Below are 13537 nucleotides of genomic sequence, written 5' to 3' on the forward strand. Positions count from 1 at the left end.
GGTGTTCCACTCTATTTTTGCATGGCTCGTAGCTATGCTAACTTTCCATTTACTTTATTTCCTCCGCAACCAATTCCGCCCACGCCACAGCAAATCCGGCTCTGTGGGCAACCCGTTGGGAGGCAATATGTGACATGCTTGTGCCGTAATAGGGAACAGCACCTTGGGCGATGATATCCTGCGCCAGAAGTCTTACCAGAGTAGAACCCACATGCATTCCGACAGCATGGGAATCAACATTGATACCAATCTGCCAGAACAGAGGACTGTCGGCACTGGCACCGGCCATGCCAAGAATCTGTCCGTCTTTTGCTGCGGCAATACCCAGAACATCCGGGGCATAGGAATCGAAGGCAAATGCCTCATCAAAGCGGTTGTCTTCCCGGAACTGCAGAATGGCATTTTGGTCATACCGAATCAAATCGAAGGCGAGAGCATCAGACGCATCTGGCAAAGGAATGCCAGAGGAAGGCATGACATCGGCTTCCGGCAGAAAAAAAGGATGCGCCTGCGCAACACGGAGGTGGAACGGCAACAGCAGTTCTTCTATTTCCCGAAGTCTTTTCGCATCGAAGAACCATTCACCGGTTACATTGGCATAACGCTTTCTACATTCTGCAACAATTTCTTCGGAACCGGTAAATAATAATTTCCCATTGACGACAGCAATTTTCAAGCCACGGATCAAAGCCTCCTGAAAGCGGCGGCGTCCTTCCTGTGGAGCATAAATTGAAAAATGGTTCTTCGAATCAGCAACATCTGCGGGACTACAGCAGTAATCCAGTGCCAGTTGACGAGACAATTCTTCTCCATACATAAATGTCGGAACTCCTTTCCCAATGGACCGCATCGGACGGTTTGAATGCTCGAAAAAGCATTTCACGCAAAGGTTCAGAATGTCTGTGGCTCCCAACCCTTCATCACCCGTTCCACGGTATACTCCGCAGCTTCCGCATCTGTCAGTTGGTGGGAGAAGTCGGCGCGGGTGGCAGGGGAGGCACCGGGGCCGTAGGAGTTGTATTCTCCGTAGTAGAAGTGGTCGTGGGGCTTTTTCCAGTCCTGCCAGCCGGCGGGGTGGATATGTACACCCAGTTCACAGTGCAGGAACACTGTCTTTGCCCATTCTCTCCAGGGACGTCCCAGATAGATGGAATTGGGCGGGCAGTCGCTCTCTAATTTGCATTCATGGAACACGTAGCCGTAGGGCTCTTCCTGCGGGGTGGAGGCAGCAGTCACATAGCCGTAGATTACTTCAGACTCCGGACTTTCCGGTGGAATCCGGTCTCCGGGCAGCTTGGAGAAGATCGTGCAATGCTCAAACCAGGCGATTCCACTGCCGAAGATGAAATCCACATCACCCTGGATAAAACAATTTTCATAATAATGGCGTCCTATGGTCCGGGGCTTGAATTCTCCAGGACCCTTGAATCCGCCGGGCTGAGCCTCTTTTAATGGCAGGGGGGCATCGAAGATCGTATCCTGACTGCCTAAGAACCGGCAGTTATAAAAGGCATTGCGGTCACCGTCCACATAGACGGCCAGTGCCTGCCCTACGGTGTGGCCGTAGCCGGAATCGTTCTGGAAAGTCAGGTTTCTGGCGGTAAAGTCATGAGTGTCGATCCGGACGGAAGCGGTACGGAAGGTACCTCGCTTATCCCCCTCCGGCATGAGATCGAAGGCAGCATCTCCATAGACAAGGATCGTCTCGTCACCGCCGGTACCCTCAAAAGTAATATTCGGACGGGTGATTACCAGCTTTTCCCGATAAATTCCTTTACCGATATGCAGGATCACCGGCGGCAGCTCCGAAACGGGAGCCGGGAACTGCTTTCCGGATTCTGAGGCAGGAACATCCGGCAGGGAAGCCAATGCTTCTCCGATGGTGGCAAAAGAAGTGCCCGGAATTGTATTTCCGGACATATTTACATACAAATGAATTGTGTCTGACATAAATAGAATACCTATACCTTTCCGTACCTCCGCATTTTCAAGCCCATTTCTCCGCTTTGCTTCGGTCCGTGCTAAACATGTGCCACTGGCACATAATATATGCTTTAGTGTTTTGTATTATAGTACAATGTGAGGTACAAAATTGTGCGTAAAAAATAATTTTCAAATGATAACTTACAACAGCTTTTCAATTTTCAGATCCGGCTGGTCTGCCAGATTGATATATTCCTCGCCGTACTGTACTACAGGGCGGGACAATTTTTCCTTATTGATGTAAATGATTGTGACTTTTCGTCCATCGTTCAACAGACAACGATTTTGCAGGCAGGAATTTACCACGTTTTCCAGGAAAGGAAGCAGAATGGAAACATCGTATTTCTGGAAGCCTTCCGTTTCGAACATTTCAATCACACAGAACGGACACAAAGGTCCTCTGTAACAGCGGGCTGCCGTCATGGCATCGTAGACATCCGCAATGGCTACCATCCGTGCATAAGGATCGATCTGGTTCCCTTTTAATTTCGAGGGGTAACCGCTGCCGTCACTACGTTCGTGGTGCATCAGAGCTGCATTTTTCACATGCACGTCCACATCCTGAGACAGCAGTAATTCATATCCCAGAGCAGGATGTTTTTTTACCGTGGCAAACTCTTCCTCGGACAATCTGCCGGGCTTGGCGATGATGGAATAGGGAATCAGCATTTTGCCGATGTCATGGAACAGACCGCAGGCAGTAGCCAGTTCCACGTCTTCTTTCGGAAGCTTCAGCCATCCCGCCAGAATATTACAGATCAGTGCCACATTCAGACTGTGGGTATAGGTGGAATCATCGTATTCCCGCATATTTTGAAGCATATCCAGAATACTGATGCTGCCGGAATGATTCGAAACAATGGAAAGTGTGCTTTTCAGCAGAGTTTTCACATCCAGGGCTGTATTCTTCTGAACGACCAGATTCATATTTTCCCGGAAAAGTTCGGCTTCATTCTCAAAATCTTCTTTAAACAGATGAAATTCCGGAGAACTTTTGATCCGTTCATAGTAGGAGGATTCCGTTTCGGAAAGATCCGCTGCCGGGAGTACATCTTCGGCGAAGATTGTGAGAATACCGTACAGATCCAGCTTCGTGATGAGCTTGTCCGTGAGAACCGTGCCCTTCGGAATCAGAAGTTCATGATCCAGATTGTAGACATCTTCTGCAACAATCATTCCGGGAATCAATTGTGTGATGGATAATCTCTTCATAGACCGTAATCCTTGTGCCTTTCGGTAACCTGAAAATCATCAGGTGCTTTCGTAAATCCTACTTATTTCAATTATAATAATTTTTCCCCGGACTGTCAATTTTCCGGGACAGAATAGATGAAGAGAGCTGTTCATAAAATTTTTACAGTCTTTTCACGGCTCTGCAGGCACAGAAAGGTTGAAACATAGAGGAAAATCTGCTACAATAACCTTTGAATTATGCGAAGACCCATGGACATTTTATTGTCAAAAGGGTGCGGAAACGAGGAAAAAATGAGCGTTATTGAGAAGATATTTGGCACGCACAGTTCCAGAGAACTGAAGCGTATTGAACCTCTGGTAGACAAGATCGAGGCACTCCGCCCTGCGATGCAGGCACTTTCCGATGAGGAGCTGCGGGGGAAGACCGAAGAGTACAAGAAGCGTCTGACCGAGGGAGAGACTCTGGACGATCTGCTTCCGGAGGCTTATGCAACCGTAAGAGAGGCTGCAAAGCGTGTTCTGAACATGGAACACTACAGAGTACAGCTGATCGGTGGTATCATCCTGCATCAGGGACGTATCGCAGAGATGCGTACCGGTGAAGGTAAGACTTTGGTGTCTACCCTTCCCGCTTATCTGAATGCTTTGGAAGGCAAGGGTGTCCATGTTGTTACCGTCAATGACTATCTGGCAAAGCGTGATGCGGAGTGGATGGGTCAGGTACATGAGTTCCTGGGACTGAAGGTCGGCGTGGTACTAAACAGCATGACCTCCGAGGAGAGACAGGAAGCTTACAAGTGTGATATCACTTATGTTACCAACAACGAACTGGGATTTGATTATCTGCGTGATAACATGGTTATTTACAAGGAACAGCTGGTTCTGCGTGGATTGCATTATGCCATCATCGATGAGGTGGACTCTGTACTGATCGATGAAGCGAGAACTCCTCTGATCATTTCCGGACAGAGCGGCAAGTCTACCGCTTTATATGAAATGTGTGATCTGCTGGCACGTCAGATGAAGCGCGGTGATGATGTACAGGAACTGACCAAGATGGACGCCATTATGGGTGTGGTACAGGAAGAGACCGGAGACTTCGTAGTCAACGAGAAGGATAAGATCATTAACCTGACCGCAGCAGGTATGGAGAAGGTTGAGAGATTCTTCCACATTGATAACTTCGCTGATCCCGAGAACCTGGAGATCCAGCACAATATCATCCTGGCATTGCGTGCCCATAATCTGATGTTCCGTGATAAAGATTACGTGGTAAAGGATGACCAGGTACTGATCGTCGATGAATTTACCGGACGTATCATGCCGGGACGCCGTTATTCCGACGGTCTGCATCAGGCAATCGAAGCAAAAGAGCATGTAAAGGTGAAGAGAGAAAGTAAGACGCTGGCATCCATTACATTCCAGAACTTCTTTAATCTATTCGATAAAAAGTGTGGTATGACCGGTACGGCTCTCACTGAGGAGACCGAGTTCCGTGAGATCTACGGCATGGATGTTGTTGTGATCCCTACGAACCGTCCCGTTATCCGTAAGGATCTGCAGGATGCTGTATACAAGACGAAGAGAGAGAAGCTGAACGCTATCGTGAATGCGGTAGAGGAAGCACACGCCACAGGACAGCCTGTACTGGTAGGTACGATCACGATCGAAGCCAGTGAGGAACTGAGCAGAATGCTGACCAAGCGCGGCATTCAGCACAAGGTACTGAATGCAAAATTCCATGAACTGGAAGCAGAGATCGTAGCCGATGCCGGTGTACACGGTGCGGTAACCATCGCTACCAACATGGCAGGCCGTGGTACGGATATCAAGCTGGATGATGAAGCGAGAGCCGCCGGCGGACTGAAGATCATCGGTACCGAGCGTCATGAGTCCAGACGTATTGATAATCAGCTGCGTGGTCGTTCCGGACGTCAGGGAGATCCCGGTGAGTCCAAGTTCTACATCTCTCTGGAGGACGATCTGATGAGACTGTTCGGTTCCGAGCGCCTGATCAGCATGTTCAATACCTTAGGTATCCCTGAGGGACAGGAGATCGAACACAAAGCATTGACCAATGCCATCGAATCCGCACAGAAGAAGATCGAGAGCAACAACTACGGTATCCGTAAGAATCTGTTAGAGTATGACCGTGTCATGAGTGAACAGAGAGAGATTATCTACGAGGAGCGTCTGCGGGTACTGAACGGCGAGAGCATGCGTGATGTGATCTACAAGATGATCACCGATATTACCGAGAACTGTGTAGATATCTGTATCAATGACGACGCAGATATCTCCGACTGGGATTTCAATGAGTTAAATACCCTGCTCATTCCTACGATCCCGTTACAGCCTCTGACACCGGAGCGTGTGAAGAAGCCCAAGAAGAACAGCCTAAAGCAGCAGTTAAAGGAAGAAGCTGTGAAGCTGTACGAAGCAAAAGAAGCCGAGTTCCCCGAACCCGAAGCTATCCGTGAGCTGGAGCGTGTGGTTCTGCTGAAGGTCATTGACCGCAAGTGGATGGATCATATCGACGATATGGAGCAGCTGCGTCAGGGCGTGGGTTTACAGGCATATGGTCAGAGAGATCCTCTGGTAGAGTACAAGATGAGCGGTTACGAGATGTTCGATGAGATGACTCAGAACATCCGGGAAGAGACTGTGAGACTTCTGTTCCATATCAAGATCGAACAGAAGGTAGAACGTGAGCAGCAGGCGAAGATCACCGGCACGAACAAGGACGATTCCTTACCGAAGGGACCTGTAAAGCGTGAAAATGCAAAGGTATATCCCAATGATCCCTGTCCTTGCGGCAGCGGCAAAAAATACAAGAACTGCTGCGGACGGAAAGCCTGATGCTTTCTGACAACAGTCGGAAGATAGTGCGGCAGCACGGAACAATCCTACCCAAGGTCTTTCACCCACCTATGAGCAAGCTCATGTGGGCTTAGACCTTTTGATCCTGGCATCATTAAAATAATAGAATAAGAAAGTGGGTGACGTTAAGTGGTTGAATTAGATCAGATGAAGACAGAAATCCTGTCCTACGAAACACCTTTAGCGGAAGTGAGGGATTCACTTTGACCTTGCTAACAAGGCAAAGCGGATCGAAGAAATGGAACGTGAGATGGAGGCTCCCGGATTCTGGGATGACCCGGAGCGTTCCAATCAGAAAATGAAAGAACTGAAGAACCTGAAGGATACTGTGGGAGAGTGCGACAAGCTTTCGACACAGTTCGATGACATCCTGACCTTGATCGATATGGGATATGAGGAAAACGATGCGTCTCTGATCCCTGAGATCCGTGAGGAGCTGGATGAATTCATCAGGGAATTCGACGAACTCAGGATCGGTACATTATTATCCGGAGAATATGACAAAAACAATGCGATCTTAAAGCTCAATGCCGGTGCCGGAGGTACCGAGAGCTGTGACTGGTGCGGCATGCTGTATCGTATGTATACCCGCTGGGCGGAGCGCAAGGGCTTTGCCATCGAAGTACTGGACTATCTGGATGGTGACGAAGCAGGTATCAAGTCAGTGACTTTTCAGGTCAACGGCCTGAATGCCTACGGCTACCTGAAATCCGAGAAGGGAGTACACCGTCTGGTGCGTATTTCCCCTTTCAATGCCCAGGGTAAGCGTCAGACATCCTTTGTATCGCTGGATGTTATGCCGGATATCGAGGGCGATCTGGATGTGGATATTGATGAGAAGGATCTGCGCATCGACACCTACCGAAGCAGCGGTGCCGGTGGCCAGCATATCAACAAGACCTCCTCTGCCATTCGTATCACCCATATTCCTACGGGAACCGTGGTACAATGTCAGAATGAGCGAAGCCAGTTCCAGAACAAGGATAAGGCAATGCAGATGCTGAAAGCCAAGCTGTATCTGTTAAAGCAGGAAGCAAATGCCGAGAAGCTGTCTGATATCCGCGGTGAGGTCAAGGAGATTGGCTGGGGTAACCAGATCCGCTCCTATGTATTACAGCCTTACACACTGGTCAAGGATCATCGTACCGATGTGGAGACCGGTAATGTGGACGCAGTACTGGACGGCGGACTGGATATCTTCATCAATGGCTATCTGAAATGGATCAGCGTGCAGGGAGATAAGAAGAACACAGAGAATTAACAAATTCAAGTTTGTAAATGACACATTCCAGAAGGAGTGAAAGCTTTCTGGAATGTGATTTTTTATAAGGGAGAAAATTACATATGAGAAACGAAAACAAAGAGACAAACCAGGGCAAAAAAGCGATAGGAGAGTCCATGGGCAGCAGAATTGTGCTTGCCCTGATCGTTGTGGCTGTGATAGTTACGGCGGCAAAAGTGATCCCTTTGGTCCGGAATCGGGTACAGACTTCCCAATATCCGGTGATCGAGCTGGCAGATCTGCAGGGAATGGAACTGGAGAGCTTAAGTGATGGAAAGTTCAGTTTCAGCTATCCGGCAGAAGACTGGGAAGTGTGGGAGCAGGTGACGACGGATTATCACCCGCTTACGATCTTCTATAAAGGGACAGCGGATGACGGCTCCACAAGTATCTCGGTGGCGGAGAATGACACCGTGGTCACACAGTTGAAACCGGAACTTCTGCAGGTAATGTTGGATGGCTTAAAAGAACAGGCTCCTTATATGGTGATAAAGGAAAGTGAAATGCGCAGTATGGAAGGTACACCGGTGTTCTATCTGGAGGACAATATGTCACTGACCCAGGAAGGACTGGATATGATGGTAGATACCGGCGCGTGGACAGAGGAAACGATAGAAGCCATGGGCGGCCGTGAGGCACTTTTAAGTAACAATATTGCTTCGGACCAGATTCAGATCTATCAGTTGAAAAATGGAAAAATTTATGTGTATACCGGAAATTATACGGATGATGCGCAGAAAGATATGGTACTGGACACCATCACGGTGATAGCACAGACAATAACGAGCACAGGCAATTAATGCCTGTGCTCGTTCTGCATCAGATCCAGAAAATATAAGGTCTGGGTCATATTCATGTATGGCACCAGCCACAGAGTTCCGATACCGAAGCTCAGCAAACACAGAAATCCCAGCGGCAGGAAACTCATCTGTAAGCAGAACAGCTCCCATTTATGTCCTTTCATAATACGGAAGCTTAATTTCATCAGCTCCATAGCGCTATACTGGGGAAAATCCAACAGTAAATAGTAAGCCTGGGATAAACCAAGGGATAACGGAATATAGATACACATACCGATGACCATAAGCACAATGCACAGGATTGCCATGGTTATGGCGTCAAAGCCTTTACCTGACCGCAGGAGAAAATAGCAGATATCAAACGGCAGTGTACATGCCGTATTCAGCAGGATCAGTACTGCGGAGATCCCGAGCGATTTTTTGAATAAGTATTTGAAGCCGTAGAACAGATTGGCAGTTACAGCAGGTCTGCCGCAGGCAGTATTCAGATAAAATAATGTGATGCCGGTCTGAAATACTCCGGTGAAAATCGACAATAAAGTCGTACAGGCTGTCAAAAGCAGATATTCCGTCAGAGATGTCTCTGCGCTTCCCCCCATAAGTGTCCGTACGGTAAGGATCATAGTGAAGGTCATGCTGACGGCAAAGGTGAGGGAAAATACGATCAGACTCCGGCAGATGGACAGCAGGATGGCATTGCCGTAATGCCCTGCCATCTGATCTCTGGCTTTTTCTTTGAGTTGGGCTCTGGATGCATATTGTATCATAGAAATCCTCTTTTCTTTTTATTATTGCGTTCTATTGGTTATTCCGGCTACTCCGGGTTTTGATTTCGTAACCGCAGAATGCATCGGAAAACATAGGCATGTCTTACAGGTAAGATTGCCAGAATTCTTCCATATCGACACCGTACATCTGCTGGTACATCTGATCCAGCATATTCATATAAGAAGGATCTGTGAATACCGTGACAATGCTGCTGACCGTTATGAAGATACCGAGTGCCAGTCCCACACAGGACAGCCAGATCCCGGCAACACACATATTGTTCATGCGTTGCCCTCTTTTCCGGGTGAGCAATGCAAAGAGAATGCCCAGAGCACCGGTGGGAATGGACAGCAGTCCCGTGCAGCATAATACCAGGGAACAGATGCCGCAGACCATAGAAGCGATCGACAAACCCCTGTATTTCGGATCGATCTGTGGCATATTTTGATTCATTTCGTTATTCTGATTCTGATAATAATCCATAGAAAGCCTCATTTCCGGGCGGCATATGGTAAATTTGTCTGCCGCGCTTATATTAAGTACTGTACCATCTTTTCCTGTAATAAGCAAATGAAATAAGAATGAAAAGATTGAGAAAACTTCCGATTTCCAGTATAATATACCCATGCGCAAAACAAAATGGCAACAGGCCATCAGGAGGAACTATGGATATTATACAGAAAATCAAAGAAGAACTTCAGGTAGAAAAATGGCAGGTGGAAGCAGCGGTGAAGCTGATCGATGAGGGAAATACCATCCCTTTCATCTCCCGTTACCGTAAGGAGGCCACCGGATCTCTGAACGACGAGCAGCTGCGTAATCTCGATGAGAGACTGACCTATCTGAGAAGTCTGGAAGATAAAAAGGAGCAGGTGCTGAAGAGCATCGAGGAACAGGGAAAACTTACCGATGAGTTAAAGGAGAAGATCCTGGCAGCCCAGACGCTGGTAGTAGTAGAGGATCTGTACCGCCCCTATCGTCCCAAGAGAAAGACCCGTGCCAGTATTGCAAAGGAGAAGGGTCTGGAACCTCTGGCAGAATATATTCTGCGCCAGGAGGCAACAGAACCGGTGCTTAACGAGGCAGCAAAGTATGTATCCGAAGAAAAAGAAGTAAAGACTCCGGAGGAAGCATTGCAGGGAGCACAGGATATTATTGCCGAGATGATCTCCGACGATGCGGATCATCGTCTTTACATCCGCAATATCACCGTAGAGGAAGGCATTGTGACCGGTACGGCGAAGGATGAGAAGGCTCAGAGCGTCTACGAGATGTATTACAATTTTGAAGAGCCTGTGAAGAAGATCGCAGGTCACAGAGTATTGGCATTGAACCGTGGAGAGGCAGAAAAAGTACTGACTGTTAAAGTCAATGCACCGGAGGAACGTATTCTGCGTTATCTGGAGAAAAAGCTGATCACGAAGGAAAACGAATATACTACACCGGTAATCTGTGCCGCAGTGGAAGACAGCTACGATCGTTTAATAGCACCCGCTATTGAAAGAGAGATCCGTAACGATCTGACAGAAAAGGCAGAGGACGGAGCGATCAATGTCTTCGGTAAAAACTTAGAGCAGCTGTTGCTGCAGCCTCCTATCGCAGGCAAAGTGGTCTTAGGCTGGGATCCGGCATTCCGTACCGGATGTAAGCTGGCGGTAGTGGATGCTACCGGAAAAGTGCTGGATACGAAAGTGATCTTCCCTACAGCACCGCAGAATAAGGTGGAGGAGTCCAAAGCTGAACTGAAGAAACTGATCAAAAAATATAATGTGGATTTAATTTCCGTAGGAAACGGTACAGCCTCCAGAGAGTCCGAGCAGGTAATTGTAGAACTGTTGAAGGAACTGGATCGTCCGGTACAGTATGTGATCGTCAACGAGGCAGGTGCTTCCGTATACTCCGCAAGTAAGCTGGCGACAGAAGAATTTCCTAATTTTGACGTGGGACAGAGAAGTGCTGCATCTATCGCCAGAAGATTACAGGATCCCCTGGCAGAACTGGTGAAGATCGATCCCAAGTCCATCGGTGTCGGCCAGTATCAGCACGACATGAACCAGAAGAAATTAAGCGATGCCTTAAGCGGCGTGGTGGAGGACAGTGTAAACAAGGTCGGTGTGGATCTGAATACTGCGTCCGCATCCCTTCTGGAATATGTCTCCGGCATTAACAAGACTATTGCGAAGAATATTGTAGATTACAGAGAAAATAACGGGCGTTTTGTAAGCAGAAAGCAGTTGTTAAAGGTGCCGAAGCTGGGACCTAAGGCATATGAGCAGTGTGCCGGTTTCTTACGGATCCCGGATGGTAAGAATCCTCTGGATGCCACCAGCGTTCATCCCGAATCCTACGAAGCAGCGGAGCAGCTGATGGCGAAGCTGGGACTGACAATGGAGGACATTAAGGAAGCCCAGAAACAGGCGGCAGCTAAGAAAGCTTCCGACAAGAGCGGGGCACAGGCTTCCGGACAGAAGAACGGCAGTAATGCAGCCAATACAGCAAAGAAACGGGAAGAGCAGAAAGGTAAGACCGTAAGAGTGCATAATACCAATACCGCTATGGGCAAGGCTCTGGCAGCGGCCATGGGTGGTGTGAGCTTTGATAATTCTGCAGAAACTTCTACAAAGAAAAATGCACCGGCAGTACAGAATGCATCAAATGATGCAAAAGATATTTCCGGACTGGAAAAGCGTATTAAGAATAAGAAACTGTTGGCAGAAGAGCTGGGAATCGGCGAGATCACGCTGACAGATATCCTGAAGGAACTGGAGAAGCCGGGCAGAGATCCCAGAGACGATATGCCGAAGCCAATCCTGCGCAGTGATGTTCTGGATATGAAGGATTTAAAGCCCGGCATGATTCTGAAAGGAACCGTGCGTAATGTCATTGACTTTGGTGTGTTCGTGGATATCGGTGTCCATCAGGACGGACTGGTGCACATCTCCCAGATCACCGACCGCTATATCAAGCATCCGCTGGAAGCTGTCAGCGTCGGAGATATTGTGGATGTGCAGGTATTGACTGTGGATGTGGCGAAGAAACGTATCGGTCTGACCATGAAGATCCAGAAGCAGTAATATTATGACCCGCCCCGATATGAGCATAAAAGTGGGATGATAATCCCACGATATGCGAATAGAGGGTAGGGTGCTAAACATGTGCCAGTGGCACATGTTTAGCACGGACCGAAGCGGAGCGGAGAAGTGGGAGTGCGTAGCACGGAACAATCCGCAGGCATCAAAGTCGGGGGCTTTTGACCCCAACATCGTATTATCATAAGAAGAAAGAGGGATAACACAGCAAAATGTTATTCCTCTTTCTTCTTATGATTTTATAACCAATAACACCAAACGATACGAAAAGTGAAATAGATCTTTATTATGCCTTATGACCTGTTTTGATAATAGGGCTTAAAGGCTTGTAGATGAGCAGTGTCACAACAGAGACCAGCGTTCCCTTGATGAGATTCATGGGAGCCACACATGCCACCACGAAGCTTACAATGCTGCCTTCCTTTGCCAGCGGATTGACCTCGGTACCCATTGCCAGGATGGCATCCAGAGGCATTCCGTAGAATTTGGAGAACGCGGGAAGCAGATATACGGCATTGAATGCGGTGCCAAATACGGTCATGACCAGTGTACCGGCAATGCAGGCAAGGATGGCATTTTTCTTAGTTTTCTTAAAGGAATACACAGCGGAAGCGGGGATGATCAGGCTGCAGCCCACCACGAAGTTCGCCAGATCGCCGATGAAAGCGGTAGACGTACCTTTTATGCACAGCTTCAGCAGTATCTTCACGAATTCCATCATGACACCTGCTACGGGACCGAAAGCAAAGGAACCGACTAAGATCGGCAGCTCACTGAAGTCCATTTTATAGAAGCCGGGGGCAAAAAAGATGGGGAAGTCCAGCACATGCAGGATCATGGCGATGGCGGAGAACATACCGATCATGGCAAGCTTTCTGGTGTTGAAGATCGGCTCAGAAACTCCGTTTTTCTTCTGGGCACTCTTTTCCAGCACCACAGCCACCAGGAAACAACCAACGATGACCGCTAGGAAGATGACTACATAGGCCACATTTTCAGTTACAGTTTGCATTAATTTGTTCATTTCAGAACTCCTTTCCTATGAGAAAATCAAGGAAAGTCTTCAAAAAAAGCCCCGGAATACAAGCTTCCGGGGCATGGGTATCACAAAAAATATAAGTGATACGTCTTCTTTCATCCAGACTGTACTGTTGGTTCCGGATTCACACCGGATCAGCCGCAGAATGCATCTGCGGGTCGCGGACTTAAGGATGACCTATTACCGCCAGTAGGGAATTGCACCCAACCCTGAAGAACTTTACCTTATGCATGGAATATAACACTTTGTGAACATATTGTCAATATAGAAAATCTTTAGAATTTTCCCAACATTTTTTTCGGATTTCCCTGTTATAGTAGCTGTAATAACTATTCAGAACCGCATGCGCAAAATCGCCCTTCCAGAGCTTTCCTTTTGCATGACTCTGAATAGTTGCAAATACTTATAGAAATGTGTTGACACTCAATAGATATTATTGTATTATGCAAACAGTACAGTGACACAATGAAGAATACACAGAAAATGTATCATGAAATGGGAG

10 protein-coding genes and 1 riboswitch are annotated in these 13537 nt (G+C 47.8%); of the genes, 4 read left to right on the top strand and 6 right to left on the bottom strand.

Annotation, left to right across the window (positions count from 1 at the left end; genetic code table 11):
- Nucleotides 1-49 precede the first annotated feature (49 nt).
- The 3 genes from DWZ61_RS17220 to DWZ61_RS17230 all read right to left on the bottom strand — a co-directional run bounded on the left by DWZ61_RS17220 (nt 50) and on the right by DWZ61_RS17230 (nt 3195).
- On the bottom strand, nt 50-817 hold the full coding sequence (locus DWZ61_RS17220) for a GNAT family N-acetyltransferase (RefSeq protein WP_118539857.1): 768 nt from the start codon (nt 815-817) through the stop codon (nt 50-52).
- Nucleotides 818-891: 74 nt separating this feature from the next.
- Nucleotides 892-1950 (bottom strand): pectinesterase family protein, encoded by a 1059-nt coding sequence (locus tag DWZ61_RS17225; RefSeq protein WP_243026451.1) that lies wholly within the window; start codon nt 1948-1950, stop codon nt 892-894.
- A gap of 174 nt (nt 1951-2124) precedes the next feature.
- A complete protein-coding gene (locus DWZ61_RS17230; protein ID WP_118539858.1) occupies nt 2125-3195 on the bottom strand; it encodes an HD-GYP domain-containing protein in 1071 nt (356 codons plus the stop codon).
- Nucleotides 3196-3468: 273 nt separating this feature from the next.
- On the opposite strand from DWZ61_RS17230, the gene secA reads away from it, so the two are divergent.
- The 3 genes from secA to DWZ61_RS17245 all read left to right on the top strand — a co-directional run bounded on the left by secA (nt 3469) and on the right by DWZ61_RS17245 (nt 8139).
- Nucleotides 3469-6036 carry a preprotein translocase subunit SecA gene (gene secA / locus DWZ61_RS17235; protein WP_117467031.1) on the top strand — a complete coding sequence of 856 codons (2568 nt, stop codon included), beginning with the start codon at nt 3469-3471 and terminating at the stop codon, nt 6034-6036.
- Between the two features lie 150 nt (nt 6037-6186).
- A protein-coding gene (gene prfB / locus DWZ61_RS17240) for a peptide chain release factor 2 (protein WP_118539859.1) occupies nt 6187-7318 on the top strand; the annotation gives its coding sequence in 2 pieces (ribosomal slippage) (nt 6187-6261 and nt 6263-7318; 1131 coding nt in all).
- An 83-nt stretch (nt 7319-7401) separates the two neighbouring features.
- A complete protein-coding gene (locus DWZ61_RS17245; protein ID WP_117467032.1) occupies nt 7402-8139 on the top strand; it encodes a hypothetical protein in 738 nt (245 codons plus the stop codon).
- On the opposite strand, the gene DWZ61_RS17250 is transcribed toward DWZ61_RS17245, so the two are convergent.
- Both DWZ61_RS17250 and DWZ61_RS17255 read right to left on the bottom strand, forming a co-directional pair.
- Nucleotides 8136-8906 carry a DUF975 family protein gene (locus DWZ61_RS17250; RefSeq protein ID WP_022313148.1) on the bottom strand — a complete coding sequence of 257 codons (771 nt, stop codon included), beginning with the start codon at nt 8904-8906 and terminating at the stop codon, nt 8136-8138. The two genes, DWZ61_RS17245 and DWZ61_RS17250, sit on opposite strands and share 4 nt — an antisense overlap.
- 103 nt (nt 8907-9009) lie before the next feature.
- Nucleotides 9010-9390, bottom strand: a complete 381-nt coding sequence (locus DWZ61_RS17255; RefSeq protein WP_118539860.1) for a DUF4190 domain-containing protein — start codon at nt 9388-9390, stop codon at nt 9010-9012.
- Nucleotides 9391-9572: 182 nt separating this feature from the next.
- Here DWZ61_RS17255 and DWZ61_RS17260 point away from each other — a divergent pair, with 182 nt between their 5' ends.
- Nucleotides 9573-11981, top strand: coding sequence for a Tex family protein (locus DWZ61_RS17260; RefSeq protein WP_118539861.1), 2409 nt, complete (start codon nt 9573-9575; stop codon nt 11979-11981).
- A gap of 301 nt (nt 11982-12282) precedes the next feature.
- Here DWZ61_RS17260 and DWZ61_RS17270 read toward each other — a convergent pair whose 3' ends face one another.
- Nucleotides 12283-13020 carry an ECF transporter S component gene (locus DWZ61_RS17270; protein ID WP_118539862.1) on the bottom strand — a complete coding sequence of 246 codons (738 nt, stop codon included), beginning with the start codon at nt 13018-13020 and terminating at the stop codon, nt 12283-12285.
- Nucleotides 13021-13118: 98 nt separating this feature from the next.
- Nucleotides 13119-13256: riboswitch (FMN riboswitch) on the bottom strand.
- Nucleotides 13257-13537 lie beyond the last annotated feature (281 nt).

This window comes from Clostridium sp. AF34-10BH, assembly GCF_003478095.1.
Taxonomy (GTDB): Bacteria; Bacillota; Clostridia; order Lachnospirales; family Lachnospiraceae; genus Acetatifactor; species Acetatifactor acetigignens.

Coding starts and splice junctions, on each gene's coding strand:
- secA (WP_117467031.1), top strand. CDS start 3,469: ATGAGCGTTATTGAGAAGATATTTGGCACGCACAGTTCCAGAGAACTG.
- DWZ61_RS17250 (WP_022313148.1), bottom strand. CDS start 8,906: ATGATACAATATGCATCCAGAGCCCAACTCAAAGAAAAAGCCAGAGAT.
- DWZ61_RS17255 (WP_118539860.1), bottom strand. CDS start 9,390: ATGGATTATTATCAGAATCAGAATAACGAAATGAATCAAAATATGCCA.
- DWZ61_RS17270 (WP_118539862.1), bottom strand. CDS start 13,020: ATGAACAAATTAATGCAAACTGTAACTGAAAATGTGGCCTATGTAGTC.
- DWZ61_RS17230 (WP_118539858.1), bottom strand. CDS start 3,195: ATGAAGAGATTATCCATCACACAATTGATTCCCGGAATGATTGTTGCA.
- DWZ61_RS17220 (WP_118539857.1), bottom strand. CDS start 817: ATGTATGGAGAAGAATTGTCTCGTCAACTGGCACTGGATTACTGCTGT.
- DWZ61_RS17225 (WP_243026451.1), bottom strand. CDS start 1,950: ATGTCAGACACAATTCATTTGTATGTAAATATGTCCGGAAATACAATT.
- DWZ61_RS17245 (WP_117467032.1), top strand. CDS start 7,402: ATGAGAAACGAAAACAAAGAGACAAACCAGGGCAAAAAAGCGATAGGA.
- DWZ61_RS17260 (WP_118539861.1), top strand. CDS start 9,573: ATGGATATTATACAGAAAATCAAAGAAGAACTTCAGGTAGAAAAATGG.